The organism is Gardnerella bivia (assembly GCF_049262715.1).
GTDB lineage: Bacteria > Actinomycetota > Actinomycetes > Actinomycetales > Bifidobacteriaceae > Bifidobacterium > Bifidobacterium vaginale_A.
Genome location: NZ_CP058399.1, coordinates 1605720 through 1619451 on the forward strand (window position 1 = coordinate 1605720; position 13732 = coordinate 1619451).

At 36.6% G+C, this 13732-nt stretch carries 13 protein-coding genes; 7 read left to right on the top strand and 6 right to left on the bottom strand.

What is annotated here, in order from left to right; all coding sequences use genetic code 11:
* Positions 1 to 118: 118 nt before the first annotated feature.
* Together HXT27_RS06335 and HXT27_RS06340 are read right to left on the bottom strand one after the other, a co-directional pair.
* Positions 119 to 1939 carry an ABC transporter ATP-binding protein gene (locus HXT27_RS06335; protein WP_103043157.1) on the bottom strand — a complete coding sequence of 607 codons (1821 nt, stop codon included), beginning with the start codon at positions 1937 to 1939 and terminating at the stop codon, positions 119 to 121.
* Positions 1940 to 2294: 355 nt separating this feature from the next.
* The gene (locus HXT27_RS06340) at positions 2295 to 3191 is read right to left on the bottom strand and encodes a nucleoside phosphorylase (RefSeq protein WP_103043158.1); all 897 of its coding nucleotides are present in this window, start codon (positions 3189 to 3191) and stop codon (positions 2295 to 2297) included.
* 283 nt (positions 3192 to 3474) lie between these two features.
* Here HXT27_RS06340 and HXT27_RS06345 point away from each other — a divergent pair, with 283 nt between their 5' ends.
* Together HXT27_RS06345 and HXT27_RS06350 are read left to right on the top strand one after the other, a co-directional pair.
* Positions 3475 to 3747, top strand: a complete 273-nt coding sequence (locus tag HXT27_RS06345; protein ID WP_075523772.1) for a type II toxin-antitoxin system Phd/YefM family antitoxin — start codon at positions 3475 to 3477, stop codon at positions 3745 to 3747.
* Entirely contained in the window at positions 3734 to 4060 is a 327-nt protein-coding gene (locus HXT27_RS06350) for a type II toxin-antitoxin system RelE/ParE family toxin (RefSeq protein WP_075523771.1), read from the top strand. Before HXT27_RS06345 ends, HXT27_RS06350 begins: the two co-directional genes overlap by 14 nt.
* Before the next feature lie 236 nt (positions 4061 to 4296).
* On the opposite strand, the gene HXT27_RS06355 is transcribed toward HXT27_RS06350, so the two are convergent.
* Positions 4297 to 4851: a LemA family protein gene (locus HXT27_RS06355; protein WP_103043159.1), complete on the bottom strand. Its 555-nt coding sequence runs from the start codon at positions 4849 to 4851 to the stop codon at positions 4297 to 4299.
* A 152-nt stretch (positions 4852 to 5003) separates the two neighbouring features.
* On the bottom strand, positions 5004 to 5990 hold the full coding sequence (locus tag HXT27_RS06360) for a DUF3137 domain-containing protein (RefSeq protein WP_199172713.1): 987 nt from the start codon (positions 5988 to 5990) through the stop codon (positions 5004 to 5006).
* Positions 5991 to 6340: 350 nt separating this feature from the next.
* On the opposite strand from HXT27_RS06360, the gene HXT27_RS06365 reads away from it, so the two are divergent.
* From HXT27_RS06365 to HXT27_RS06385, 5 genes are all read left to right on the top strand, one after another.
* A complete protein-coding gene (locus HXT27_RS06365) occupies positions 6341 to 6940 on the top strand; it encodes an ECF transporter S component (RefSeq protein ID WP_075523768.1) in 600 nt (199 codons plus the stop codon).
* Positions 6941 to 7081: 141 nt separating this feature from the next.
* Positions 7082 to 7882 (top strand): energy-coupling factor transporter transmembrane component T family protein, encoded by an 801-nt coding sequence (locus HXT27_RS06370; RefSeq protein WP_103043161.1) that lies wholly within the window; start codon positions 7082 to 7084, stop codon positions 7880 to 7882.
* The gene (locus HXT27_RS06375; RefSeq protein ID WP_103043162.1) at positions 7864 to 8715 is read left to right on the top strand and encodes an energy-coupling factor ABC transporter ATP-binding protein; all 852 of its coding nucleotides are present in this window, start codon (positions 7864 to 7866) and stop codon (positions 8713 to 8715) included. Before HXT27_RS06370 ends, HXT27_RS06375 begins: the two co-directional genes overlap by 19 nt.
* Entirely contained in the window at positions 8715 to 9533 is an 819-nt protein-coding gene (locus HXT27_RS06380; protein ID WP_103043163.1) for an energy-coupling factor ABC transporter ATP-binding protein, read from the top strand. Before HXT27_RS06375 ends, HXT27_RS06380 begins: the two co-directional genes overlap by 1 nt.
* Before the next feature lie 151 nt (positions 9534 to 9684).
* Positions 9685 to 11166 carry a hypothetical protein gene (locus HXT27_RS06385; RefSeq protein WP_158245137.1) on the top strand — a complete coding sequence of 494 codons (1482 nt, stop codon included), beginning with the start codon at positions 9685 to 9687 and terminating at the stop codon, positions 11164 to 11166.
* 329 nt (positions 11167 to 11495) lie between these two features.
* Here the strand turns inward: HXT27_RS06385 and HXT27_RS06390 are convergent, their stop codons facing one another.
* Together HXT27_RS06390 and HXT27_RS06395 are read right to left on the bottom strand one after the other, a co-directional pair.
* Entirely contained in the window at positions 11496 to 12353 is an 858-nt protein-coding gene (locus HXT27_RS06390) for a nucleotidyl transferase AbiEii/AbiGii toxin family protein (protein WP_103043164.1), read from the bottom strand.
* Complete coding sequence (locus tag HXT27_RS06395) at positions 12350 to 12940, bottom strand: type IV toxin-antitoxin system AbiEi family antitoxin domain-containing protein (RefSeq protein ID WP_103043165.1); 591 nt, start codon at positions 12938 to 12940, stop codon at positions 12350 to 12352. The genes HXT27_RS06390 and HXT27_RS06395 overlap by 4 nt, the downstream gene beginning before the upstream one ends.
* Positions 12941 to 13732 lie beyond the last annotated feature (792 nt).

The window sequence follows — 13732 nt, forward strand, 5'->3', positions numbered from 1 at the left end:
CTGCTTCAGAATCACTTGCGCTAAATTGCATAGCGCACACCAACAAACCAGCGCACGCCAACAAACCAGGCTCAAACCAAGCACAAACCAGCGCATTCCTACAATCAGTGTCACATCCTCACATAGACACAGTGTAAAGCGAGTAGAAGTACGCCTTCTGACTCATAAGCTCCTCAAAGCTTCCACGCTCAATAAGCTCGCCACTTTTCATCACAAGAATCTCATCATATTGCTTAAGTGAATTAGCATCCAAGCGGTGAGTTACCACGAGTCGAAGAATCCTTTGCAAATCCAAAATAGACTGCGTTACATTCGCGCTAGTCTCGTTATCTAGCGCGCTCGTTGCCTCATCAACCAGCAGAATCTCGGACTTTTTAAGCAAGCTTCGCGCAATAGCAATACGCTGCTTTTCGCCGCCAGAAAGATGACAACCATTCTCGCCGCACTGATAATCCTTGCCTTTAGCAGCAATCAAATCATCCAAACCAGCCAAGTGAATCACGCGATCCACTTGTGCATCCTGGAATGGCTTAAAAAGCGTAATATTATCTAAAATCGAAGCATCAAACATAAACACAGACTGCTGCATAAGAGTAGTCTTATCGTAAAGCGAACTCTTGCTCACATTGCTAAGCTCATGATTATTCAGCTGCACACTACCTTCATAATCCTTGTAGTAGCCCATAAGCAGATTAATCAAACTACTCTTACCAGCACCAGAAGGTCCTACTATCGCATAAGATTTTCCAGCTTGCAAAGTTAGACTCACGTTTTTCAAGACTTTATGATCCGCGTCATAAGCGTACGAAACATCGCGCAAAACAACGCTTTTAATAGAATCGTCAATAATTTCGCCAGAATCTTCCTTAGCATTACTCATATAATCAGCCATCTTACTAATAAGCTTCTTAGCGCCCTTCATCTCACCAAGCATTTGCGGAAGACTTGCAATAGGCTGAAGCACTCCATTCATCAAATTAGTGAAAGCTAAAACCATGCCAGCAGTAATAACACCAACGTGAGCGTTAACCATACAAGCACCAACAAGCAGCACACCAAGCTGAGTTCCAAGACTTGAAATTGTGCCAAGAGCAGAAACAGTAGTCATCGTTTTCTCGCGAAGATTCTTCGTATGCTCAAGCTCCATCGACTGATTCTGATAACGGTTAATAACCTCCTGCTCCGCCTTAAAACTCTTAATAACCGAAACGCCGTTCAAAACATCCTTCGTCAGGGCCGTGTAAGACTCATTCGACTTAGAAACCTGCTCCTCACGAATAGCAATTCCGTTAGCTGTAAGAATCGAGCACGCCATAGGAAGCACGGAGATAACAAGAGCAATAACAGTGAGCAGCGGACTGTAGTAAATCATAAGAGCTAGAGAGCTCACAAGCATAAGAACGTCTTGAACAAAGTCAAAAATCTTCTTCAAATACTTTTCTTGAATACGCTCGCAATCATTAGTAAGTACAGAAAGATACGTTCCGGAATTAGCAAGCGAAAAATCACTATAACTCTTTTTTAAAAGCTTCTTGATAACAGACTCTTTATACTGATTCATTGCTTTTTCAAGAAAGCGAGGATACGCACTGCGCTTCAACGCGAAAATCAGGGAGATTGAAAGCATAAATGAAACGACAAGCAGCAAAATAGTAGTTAAAGAGAAGGATCCTTTGCCTGCCATATAGTCGAAAATAATTTGCAAAATCCAAGAAATAGCAGTGTAAATCATAGACAAGGCAATAAAAACTATCATCGAAAGAAAAGCTACAAGCTTGTTTTCCTTGAAAAATAGTTTTACGTAATTTTTTACGTCGGGATGTAGTTTGGATGATTGCTGATTCGCAGGCGATTGCTGATTCTTGGGCGATTGCTGATTAGCTGCAATATTTTGATTTGCAAGTGAATTATGATTTGCCGCGTTGTCAGTTTTGCTCATTCTCACTACCTCTCACTTCCCTTATATATCTCTTATGTTTTTACTATCTTTAATAGTTCTAGTATTTCTACTATCTCTTCTCTAATAGCATTTTCGTAACTAGCATTTTCATAAGCTATTTGCTTATTCACTCGCTACAAAACATTGAAAGTAACATTATCATACTTATCATGCTTAATTACACCTATAAATGCTTAAACACACTTATACGTAATACTTGCTAAAAATAATAAGCATAGAGTTAAAAAAAAAAATCAAATTAAGTTAAAACAATGATTCAATATGTAATGCCATCATAAACGTATCGAAACAACACTTTTACGCTGATTTCATATGTAATATCAGCATAAACGTGTCAAATGCGCAACACTGATTCAATACAAAGCTCAAGAGCATACGCTTTAGAATCCCCACCCCAATTTCGCTCATCATAATTTTCAACATCGTGCAAAGTATCTGCAGTGTAAAGAATCTCACCCCAAACAATCCCACGCATCTGCGCACAAGCCGCTAAAGCAGAACACTCCATCTCCACAACCGCGCATCCATCCTGCTTACGACTAGCAACTTTCATCTTAGTTTCACGGAAAAATCCATCCGTAGTCCACGTCTTGACTTCATGGTAAGGCAAATTATGCGCCTGTAAAGTTTGCAAAATAGCATGCCTTGAACGATCTGAAACGTCAACATAACGACTTGGAGGCAAATAATGATAAGAAGTCCCCTCATCCCTTAAAGCTTTATACGGAACCAGAAAAACGTTTTCCGCATAATCAACTAGCGATCCGCAAGAACCAGCACTAACGACTTCTCTAACACCGTAAGAAATCAACCAGTCTAAGATCTGAACAGCAGCAGGAGCGCCAACTGGAGCCTGCACTAAGCAGATTTTTTGCGTTACTTCTTCTACTACTTCCCTGCTTGTTTTCTCACCTACGTTCTGCCTTACTTTTTCGTTTGCTTTCCCGTCCGCATTCTCATCTGCTTTATCCCCTACTCTTTCCCCTACTCTTTCCCCTACTCTTTTCTTTACTTTCTCTTCCAAAACATATATTGGATATACTTTAGTTGCAGATTCAAAATTTGCTACAATCGTAGCTTTCCTACTTAAAGCATACTTATCGATTTCATCACCTAAGAAAGCAAAAACCGCTTTAGATGGCAGACGAACAGCAATATTATCGTGACTTGGCATTAAAACTGCGCTTTTATCGGAATCATACTCTAAAATCGGCAAATCATATTCTGTCATATAATCAACTCCGTCATACAATCAACTAATTCTACAAACCATTCAATCCTATATACCAGTATGCGCATTATCGCACAAAATCACAAAGTAGCCAATCGCTGCAAATCTGCACTTAATGGCTACTAGAATCACGAACATTGAAACTACAAAGTCAATAATATAAAGAAATAATTATATAATATCTTTAGATTACATTAAACTAAGTTAATATTTATGCACATAAAACAAGACCATACAAGATAATTCAAAACCAAAATAACAATCATCTCAAAGGACTCACACGATGCCAACTATTAAGTCAAGCACAGATTTACGCAATAACTACAACGAGATATCAACGTTCTGTCACGAAACAAAAGAGCCAGTTTTCATTACAAAAAATGGTCGCGGAGACTTAGCAGTAATGAGCATTGACTTATTCAACAAATTCATGAACAAATACGAACTGTACAGGTTACTATCTCAAAGCGAGTCTGATTTTAACAACAATCGCACATTATCTTTTGAAGAATCAATGCAAAACTTAAGAGAAGAACTCAACAATGGCGCAAAATAACCAAAAATACTCAATAATCGTTTCTCAAAGTTATCACAAAGATTTGCAAGACATACTTCATTACATTGCACACAACTTAGACTCACCAATTACAGCATACGAATTCCTCGATAATGTTGAAGCCACTGTTTCAAGCCTATCAACAATGCCGTATCGGTACAGACTTGTGAACGATAATTACTTAAGTAGCAAAAACTTTAGAAGATGTTTCGTTAAAAAATATGTAATATTCTATAAAATTTGCGAAGAGAACAAAACGGTTATGGTGCATAGAATACTTCATGCTAGACAGAACTGGGTTGACATATTGTAAGTTAAAGTTATTGAGATACGCACCTGTCAGCGAGATATACACCTGCTATTGAGATACGCACCTAATAAATACCAGTGAAGATTTTTGCCATTTGCGGCAATTTTCTTCACTGACACAAATGACCAACCCAAAAATACCCAAACCACAAAGTAGCCAATCGCTGCAATTTTGCACTTAATGACTACTGCATATTGTTAATCAAGCTATTAAACGAATTATCTAGCACAATATTCTATCTAACACAATATGCTATCTATATTCTTCTTGTTGCTTAGATCATCTTCGTCAAGAAAATCCATCTGCTTTATTCCGCTTAAGCCTGCAATAAGAGATACTGGGAAAGTAACAATATTTTGATTAAGAACGCTGATATTACTATTTACGATTCTTTTTGCTGCAGCAAGCTGCTCGTTTTCATCGTTTATTTCCTCTTGCAAATTCAAAAACTGCTCAGAAGATTTTAATTCCGGGTAAGCTTCCGCCAATGCATAAATCTTCCCTATTGCATGATTCTGATTTTTTATTACAGAACTAGAATCAACAGAGCTTAAGCCCCCTCTTAAACTAACCAAATCTACTAAGGTTGTTTTTTCGTATTTTGCAAATGACTGCGCAACTTTGAGCATTTGGCAAATCGTATCGTATCTTTTAGCGAGCGCAATATCAACATTTTTCTGCGACTCTTCTATAATCACCCTGTATTTTCTTAGCCTATTTAACGTGCCAATAAACCAAGCAATAAGCGCTACAATCACTACTGCAACACCAATTAGAAAAGTGTTTATATCCATAATATCTCCTTTAGTTTTAGTCTTTCTCTTGTCTTAGTTTTTTATAATCTTAATTTTTTATAATCTTAGTTTCTCTATTATTAGTTTTTATAGTTTTAGTTTTCTTTAGTTTTAGTTTTTATAGTTTTAATTTTCTTTAGTTTTAGTTTTCTTTAGTTTTGCAATTTCTCGTTAATTAGTCTGATTATTTCGTAATATTCAGCCAAAACATCTCTAAATCTTGCATATTCTCTTATTAAAGATAGGTTTTCTACTCCAGATTTTCCAGGAGTGCCTAATAGGTACCGACCAGAGTCAAAAGCTGCAATAATATGCTCACTATCTAAATATATGCAAACTCTCATTCTTTTTTGCAAATTATTCAATACTTCTATAAAACTTGGATCTAATACCAGTTTTGTATAAAAATCGTCTGTAGAAAAAATTGAATACGAATTGTTAAATTCAATTGATTCTGTTTGAACTTCACTCTCACCTTTCATTTTTCTACCATAGTATCCATTTAGTTTTTGCCCCATAAAGTTCTTCCCAGTAACAGGAACGATTCTAATATGACCATTTATATTGGTTTTTGAATTTATCAATAAAACTTGCCCAATAAAATCCGTTTTCTTAATAGTTTTTCCACTTTCACTTATAGAAGTGTGCATTGCTTGCATGTTTGAAAATTCAGTTTTGAATTCATCGCCAAAAATTATGTGGCGACTTGAATAATAAATACTAGATATTGGTAGAAGATTAGCAAAAATATCGTCATCAATTCCTTCAGAATTGTTTAATACTGTTCCAGGCAGAATCGCATTCAAAATCGGCGTTAAAACATTATTTGAATATAAAGAATCTACATCAACCTTTTTCTTCTCGAAAAACTTACCTACTAAACAAAATACAAAAGCAACCATTATGAGTAGGTAATATTTATAACGAGAGTAATCAATATTGGGGAAATACTTATATACTACAATTAAAACAATTATTAACGGTATAAACGGAATTAAGCGAGCAGGCTCAAAAGAATTACTTTTTACACCTTCTTTTAACTCATTTAATTTCCCTTGCATCTGGGTAGATTGTTCTATTTGCGCTAGTTTGTTTAAAACTTCTGGATTTGTAAATACGCTACTATGCTTTACATTCATCGTCATCTCCCTTTTATAATTGCAACATTTTTATAACAAAATTTTTATAAAATATAAAAGGCTCTTATATTTTTTTATCATAAATAATCATTATTTGGAATACTAGAATTTTTGATAGTTGAATTTGAAATAATTGAATAATAACCACTTTGATTTTGCTAGAGAAGTGATATAGCTGTGATTATTTTCCGTAAAAATTTAATACAAAACAAATAATAAAGAATCAGTTAAAATAACAAAAAATAAACAAGATTACAATTTATAACACATTATTTTTCAAGTACTTTAATAACATTTAGCAAAGCGTATAATGAACTTGAATTTATTCATATTTTGATAGGAGACTCTAAATGTTTAATCCTTCAAAAAATATTTGGAGCATAAAATTAACTACTGCTTCACTCGTGCTAATTCCTGCAGCTATTGGAATAAACTATGTTGCAAAACTATTCGCTAGCATGTTAAAACTACCTCTTTGGCTTGGATCATTAGGCACTTGCATTTCAGCATGCTTAGCAGGACCAATCGTAGGCGGAATCACTGGACTTTTAACTCACATTATTTACGGTTTAACAGCTGATCCAATTTCTACAGTTTATGGAATCACTGCTGCTGCAATTGGAGTAAGCGTTGGAATTGCTGCAAGATTGCAATATATGAACAAATGGCACCGCATTCTTATAACAAGTCTTATTGTTGCAGCTATATCCGTAATCATTTCTACGCCTCTAAACATGATTTATTGGGGCGGAACTACCGGAAATGTTTGGGGTGACGCTATTTTTGCAGCAATGGGTTCAAAAGGATTCTTTGCATCATTCGTAGATGAGCTTGTTATAGATATACCAGACAAGATTGTTGTTTTGTTCGTAGCAGCCGGAATTTATAAAGTTCTACCTAAAAGTTTAATATCTATTTATCAATCTAATGATGAAAATCTTGATGAATAAAAACAAGAAATATTAAATAAAAAATAATCGAATTATGCTTAAACGTTTATCAATAAATGTTTAAGTAGTTTATAAATAAATGTTTAAGCATAAAGCACATAAACCTCAATCTTTAATATAAGCTCAATAAGACGAGATAAAATGAAAAGCATCAGCCTATTTGAAGATAAGCATTCATTTCTAAATGGACTATATGCAAAAACCAAACTTGCATACATAATATGCGCAATAAGTACGCCAAGTTTGATTGGAGGATATACTTCTTTCATTTTCTTCATTATTTTGAGCTTAATATTACTTGCAACATCAAAGGTTCTAGCAAAAATAAAAATCGTAATACAAGTTACTGGATTTATTATTATAACTATTTTTATAGTTCAAACTTTCTTCAGATCAGGAAACTATACGATTTTATTCAAACTAGGACCTTTGATTGCCCGCAAAGAAGGTTTCGAATTCGCAATGAAAATTGTGCTCAATATATTAAATATTTCGTTCGCGTTTTGCGTTCTAACACTAACGACTAAACCTTCAGACATGATGCAAGAAATGATACAAGCAGGTTTTCCACCTAAAATTGGTTATGTTTTCGTTTCACTATTTCAAATTATTCCTCAAATAACACAACAAACTTCGACTATAGTTGACGCGCAAAGAAGTAGAGGATTGCAAACAAAAGGTTCTCTTATAACGCGCTTCAAAGCTTTCTTGCCTTTAATATCACCAATAATAATGTCTTCGTTTATGAGCTCTAAAGAAAGAACTATAGCTTTAGAAGTTCGCGGATTTTCATGCAACAGACAAAGAACATTCATAAAACCATTTAAGCCAAATAAATACAATACGCTATTTTTATGCGTTTGTTGCATTGTGATAATCGCAGCTATTCTTTATGCACTACTTCATAATTTAGGATATATAGCATGGCAGCTATTCATATAGAGCACTTAAAATATCGCTATCCTTATAGTAAAACTCTTGCACTAGATGACATTTCTTGCGATATCAATAAAGGCGAATTTATTGGAATAATAGGCGCTAATGGAGCTGGAAAATCAACGTTATCGCAAGCTATTTTAGGTCTTGTTCCTAATCTTTATCATGGTGCATACGGTGGCAAGGTTGAAGTAGACGGTCTTAATGTGAAAACTACTCCAATAGACAATCTTTGCAAAAAAGTTGGGCTAGTTTTCCAAAATCCTTTTAATCAAATTACAGGATCAAAACTTACTGTGTACGAGGAAATCGCTTTCGGACTTGAAAACATTGGAATTGAGCAAAACGAGATGCAAAATCGCGTAGAAAAAATTATGAAAATGCTTAACATCTCACATCTTAGAGATTGCTCTCCATACGATTTATCTGGCGGTCAAATGCAACGAATGTCTATTGCAGGCATTTTAGTTATGCAACCAGAAATAATAATTTTAGACGAGCCTACTTCACAGCTTGACCCTAAAGGTTCTGAAGAAGTTTTTAAAGTAGTAGAATCCTTAAAAAATCACGGTCAAACTATTATTATGGTTGAGCATAAAATGGGAAAAATCGCGCAATACAGCGATCGCGTAATGCTTTTAGACAAAGGAAAACTCATTGATTTTGACACTCCGCAGAAAATATTTTCTCGCGAAGATTTAGAAGAACATGGAGTAAATCCTCCTATTTATACTCAAATTTGCAAAAAACTTGTCAAAAAAGACAATAATGGTTTATACCCGATAACTCTTGAGCAAACGTCACGCATTTTAAGCTCACACGAAGGGAATCGCTTATAATGACTCCTACTATTGAAATACGAAACGTATCTTATTCTTATGCTCCAAAAACGCAAATATTCAATAATCTAAATTTGTCTTTTACACATGGAGCATGTGCAATTATAGGTCAGAATGGCACTGGAAAAACAACTTTGCTTAAAATACTTAGAGGACTTCTTACGCCAAAATCTGGAAGTGTCTTATTAAATGGTGAAGATATTTCAAAACGTAGCGTTCCTTCTCTTGCTAAAAATATTGGTTTCGTATTCCAAAATCCAGATGACCAGATTTTTGAATCATCTGTTATACGTGAAGTAATGTTTGGACTTTTAAAAATTGGAATTGATAAGAGTCAAGCATTACTCCAAGCACAAGAAAGTTTAAAACTTGTAGGACTTTTAGATAAAAGCGAAGTAAATCCTTACGATTTGAGTCTTTGCGAAAGAAAAATGATCTCTATTGCATCAATTTTAGCAATGGATACGCAGGTAGTTATTTTAGATGAGCCTACTATTGCTCAGGATGATAATGGAAAACGTTGCATTGAATCAATTATTAAAAGATTAGTTTGCCAAGGGAAAATCGTGATAGCAGTTCTACACGATATGGATTTTGTATCTCGAGTATTCAAACGCGTTGTTGTGCTTTCAAATGGTCAGATTATTTTTGACGGAAGCGCGCGCGAAGCTTTTATGCGAGATGACATACTTTCTAGTGCACAACTCGATAAGCCAGATGTTGTAAAACTGTGCGAAAAGTTGGGTTATGAAGATACATTCTTATCTGTTGAAGAATTTGTGAAAGACTATTTTAAGCGGAATAATCGCAAATATTAGCCTTTATTTTTACAGATTTATTTTTACAGATTTATAGTTGGCGTTCATATTGACGCGCTGCAATAAGCAAGCGTATACTATACACGGCTTTGATACAGGGGGCTAAAGCTTTTTTGTATCAACAAAATACAATATGAATCAGGGGAATACCATGTTACAAAATTTAGGTAACGGTAAAAACATTCACTCTAATATGTCTTTACCATTCAAAAAAATTGTATCTGGCGTAATTGTTTCGTTAAGCGTAGTTGGATTAGCATGCTCGCTAAGCTCTTGCGGATCGAATAGTGTAAAAAGCAGCGCAACAAAAACAGAAGACCAAAGAGTAAAAAAGTTAAGCAAATATAAAGTCGAATTCCTCATCGGTGCAACCGATGCTAATTTCGATTCCGCTTCCTCTCCTGTGATTATGCACTTTATCGGTGAAGATGAAAATAATAAGGACGTTGACTTCTATCACGCCATTGTCGCAAATGACAAGCAGGATATCATCACCATGAAGCCTGGTCACTATAAGGTTGAAATGTCTGACTGCATGTTGTCCGATGGCAGTGTTCTTATAGTTGATTCTGATCACTTCGACGGTGGAATCGACATCGATAAGAGCAACGACAATAAGATCGAAATCAGCTTTGGCGATAAACTCGGCGCTCGAATTGCTGATGAACACTATGTCAATCGTTATGCAGACTTTGTGAAAGCCGCTCTAAAGAACGGTGACGCATCTCTGTCTGGTGAAGCAGGTAAGGCTATTACCGAAACTGTAACGAAGAACCTTAAGGCCTTCGCTGCAGCCCGCAATGTAGCCGTTCCTGAGAAGAAATTTTCTGTGAATAATACGCCTCAGGGCCATACTGGAAACACTAACCCAGGACATGCTCCTGCAACTGTAGTTCCATCTCGCCCACGCCGTACTCCATCTCATCATGGAACTAATCCGGCTCCGGCACCTCGCCCGGTGACTCCAGTGCATCCGGCTCCAAAGCCAGTGCATCCGACACCTCGTCCATTGCCAGTGAACCCAGTACCTCGTCCTGTGCCTCATCCAGTGCATCCAGCACCACATCCGGCACCTCGCCCAGTACATCCAACTCCGGTTCCACCTGCTCCACATCCGGTGCACCCAACGCCACATCCGGTTCATCCAACCCCTGTGCCACCTGCACCACATCCAGTTCCACCAGCACCACGACCAGTGCCTCCAACACCGGTCCCACCTGCTCCACATCCTGTTCCACCAGCTCCTCAGCCACAGAACGATGTGTTTAAGACTGGAAGGATGATCATAGGAACCAGATTCCCATACAGCGTGGAAAACGAATGGTACGGTCATGATATTATAGCTGATCCGTTCAAATATCGTACTATCAACGCGGAAACACATACGGTGACATATGATCGTTTTAAGACGCGTCAATTCGTTATTGATTTGTTCAGCCCATATGAGCGTAAATTGCTAGAAGCTGGTATCAACGCTTGCTATCATAATCTCTATGGATATTACATCATCAATATGCGTACCCATACGTTCACCTACGAAGTTATCGGTGAATCTCAAAACCCGCCATACATCCCAGATGCTAACCTTCCGGGACACCGTAGGGGAACCGTTCAGGGTGGATTCGATAACTAACCTATAAGATATAGGAGCTTGAGCTGTAAAAAGTTCTTGCTCCTATATTTTTTCCCATACAAATGAACACCGCCGTCTTGCCGCCGCGGGAGGTATTTTGAGATTATATGCTTGAAATTCAAAAAGCATACTATTTCAAAATATTAGTGAAAGGATAATGCTATGCCGAATTGGGTATATAATCAATTAGAACTTCAAAATAGAGAAGATACTGAAAAAATCGCTAAATAAGCCAAACCCAAAGTATTCAATCGCTGCAAATTTACAACGATTGGCTACTGGCGCACGTCTCCCAATGATTTAGACAAGTTATTCAAATAATAAAAAACTTAATCTACAATCTCATTATGAAAGAACATCAAAAAGAAATTCATATCTTGCATTATTTCTTCCCACAAAAGACTTTTAGCCCAAGGTGCTTTTCTTTGATAATCCTTCCACTTTATTCTCAACACTTCACTATCTTTAATCCTATCGAAAATTTCATTCACTTTACTCAGTAAATAAAGGGTATCTCTCGTTTGAGAAGTAGCGCAAAAAGCTTTAGCAATCTCTTCTTTCTTAAAGGCATTATCTCCTTGAGACACTCTAAGAGCATGCAAATCATAAAAATCTCGCATTCTAGTGTTAAATTCTTCCCTCACAAGAATTGTTTGCAACTTTTCCGCTAAAATCGTTGCAATTGGATAAGTCAACAAAGAGATAGATTCTGAAAACATTAAAGGCAATTCTGCTTCCATAGCAGATGGAGTAATAGCATGCCCAGTTGAAATATCGATTTTAACAGGAGTTTTTGTACCATCAAAATCTGCAATTAGGCCAGCTCGAACCCCTGGATAGTCAGATTCTTGCATAATAGAATCAAGTGTTTGCAGCGTAAATTTAACACCGTCATCAATATTAATAGATATTACATCTGATATAAAAATACGCACATCATCTTCACTAAGAGAAATATTTTGCATAGTTGTATCAATATCCATTGTTGTACGAAGATTTACGCCAACAAGATAAGAAATCAGCATTCCACCTTTTAGAACAAAATTGTCTTTATAGCGCGAGCGAGAAACACGATCTAAAAAACGCTCCATCATATATACGCGCATTAGCACGCGAGGATCTACACCCTTTTGGAGCGCAACATTCTTTATTTTTGCTTTAAGCTGATTAGCATCCTTCATCCTCATAGTAACACCTCCAAATATTGTGAAATCAACTTTGAAATCCTAAATTTTTTAGCGTAATGACTCAGTATATCAAGTCGCTTATCCTTTCTTTTAACATAAGCTTTTAACGCACCAAATACCACCTGTGCATCTATTTGAGAACGAGAACGCAAAATATCGCAAATTGTGCGCTCTAAATCATAAGAAGGTACAAGATTACCTTCAAGCGACATAAGATTCGTCTTACCAATCCCTAAATAATTTGGTTTTATATAAAACACCCTAACGCCAGTATTAATTAGACTACTTGCATTATAAGTTGACGGAACAGTCACTGTTAAAGAAGAAGGTTCTCTATCAGTCAAATTATGTAGAAGAAGGGCAGATTCATGTGAAAAAACAGCAACAGATGTGCGCTTTGACAATAAATTCATTTCATCATTCCACAAATTGCTCTTAACGTAAACACCTTTTGATACGCGTTCTAAGTTTTCATCTTTAATAAATCGATAAACACTAGACGGGCTAATTCCAAGTTCTTTGATGGCACTATCAATGCTTAAAACTTTCTTTTTCTCTATGTAATTGCGCAATCGATCTTTTAACATTTGCCCACCTACTTAATGACACGTTTACGCTGATTTAATACATTATATCAGCATAAACGTATCAAATACGCAAGCAAATCGTAAAGTGCAAATAGCCAAACCACATTTAACCAAATCACAAAGTAGCAGATCAATGCAAATTCGCGGGCGATTGGCTACTATCGCCAAACAGAAACACTCACGCAGCGCGACGACCTGCCTGAGCGCATATCCTCACGGCATAGCCGTTCGGCTGATTTGGCATGTGAAGCACACCGTGCTTCACAATTAAGCCAAATCACGCTTTGAAGGAGCCTGAAATTCCAATAATTTCAGACTCAGTCAAAGCGCGCACGAAGGCAACTCGGAGCGGAAACTCGCTTAAGTTGGAAGTCCAGTGGACTTCAAACGCGAGTTTCGTAAGCGAGCGCGCAATCAGCGCGAGCACCAACTGCACTAGTGTCCCAAAACAGACAGAATCAGACACTAGCTCAGAAAAGGAATACACATCAAGAACTAGCAGACACAAATCAAATTTGACAAACACAAATACATTCGCTATAGTCTTCACTTATCACCATTTCGAGAAGTAAAAGGAGTGCACATGTATCATACAAATATGATGACAAATTGTTGTTGTAACGTATGCTGTTGCGCATTTCTTAATCGGAATGATGTTTGCAAGCACTAAGTATGCATCATCTAGCCTGTGTTAAAAAGCATTTACGTTAAAACACAGCAAATTACGATTCAAGAAACAGCGCGCTGTTTCTTTTTTTATGCCAAAAATCGGGTTATTTCGGGTTATTTCCC

Excerpts from the sequence above, each read along its gene's own strand:
- HXT27_RS06370 (WP_103043161.1), top strand. The coding sequence starts at position 7,082 with ATGAAAAGCATCAGCCTATTTGAAGATAAGCATTCATTTCTAAATGGA.
- HXT27_RS06365 (WP_075523768.1), top strand. The coding sequence starts at position 6,341 with ATGTTTAATCCTTCAAAAAATATTTGGAGCATAAAATTAACTACTGCT.
- HXT27_RS06395 (WP_103043165.1), bottom strand. The coding sequence starts at position 12,940 with ATGTTAAAAGATCGATTGCGCAATTACATAGAGAAAAAGAAAGTTTTA.
- HXT27_RS06385 (WP_158245137.1), top strand. The coding sequence starts at position 9,685 with ATGTTACAAAATTTAGGTAACGGTAAAAACATTCACTCTAATATGTCT.
- HXT27_RS06345 (WP_075523772.1), top strand. The coding sequence starts at position 3,475 with ATGCCAACTATTAAGTCAAGCACAGATTTACGCAATAACTACAACGAG.
- HXT27_RS06390 (WP_103043164.1), bottom strand. The coding sequence starts at position 12,353 with ATGAGGATGAAGGATGCTAATCAGCTTAAAGCAAAAATAAAGAATGTT.
- HXT27_RS06375 (WP_103043162.1), top strand. The coding sequence starts at position 7,864 with ATGGCAGCTATTCATATAGAGCACTTAAAATATCGCTATCCTTATAGT.
- HXT27_RS06340 (WP_103043158.1), bottom strand. The coding sequence starts at position 3,191 with ATGACAGAATATGATTTGCCGATTTTAGAGTATGATTCCGATAAAAGC.
- HXT27_RS06355 (WP_103043159.1), bottom strand. The coding sequence starts at position 4,851 with ATGGATATAAACACTTTTCTAATTGGTGTTGCAGTAGTGATTGTAGCG.
- HXT27_RS06360 (WP_199172713.1), bottom strand. The coding sequence starts at position 5,990 with ATGAATGTAAAGCATAGTAGCGTATTTACAAATCCAGAAGTTTTAAAC.
- HXT27_RS06335 (WP_103043157.1), bottom strand. The coding sequence starts at position 1,939 with ATGAGCAAAACTGACAACGCGGCAAATCATAATTCACTTGCAAATCAA.
- HXT27_RS06350 (WP_075523771.1), top strand. The coding sequence starts at position 3,734 with ATGGCGCAAAATAACCAAAAATACTCAATAATCGTTTCTCAAAGTTAT.
- HXT27_RS06380 (WP_103043163.1), top strand. The coding sequence starts at position 8,715 with ATGACTCCTACTATTGAAATACGAAACGTATCTTATTCTTATGCTCCA.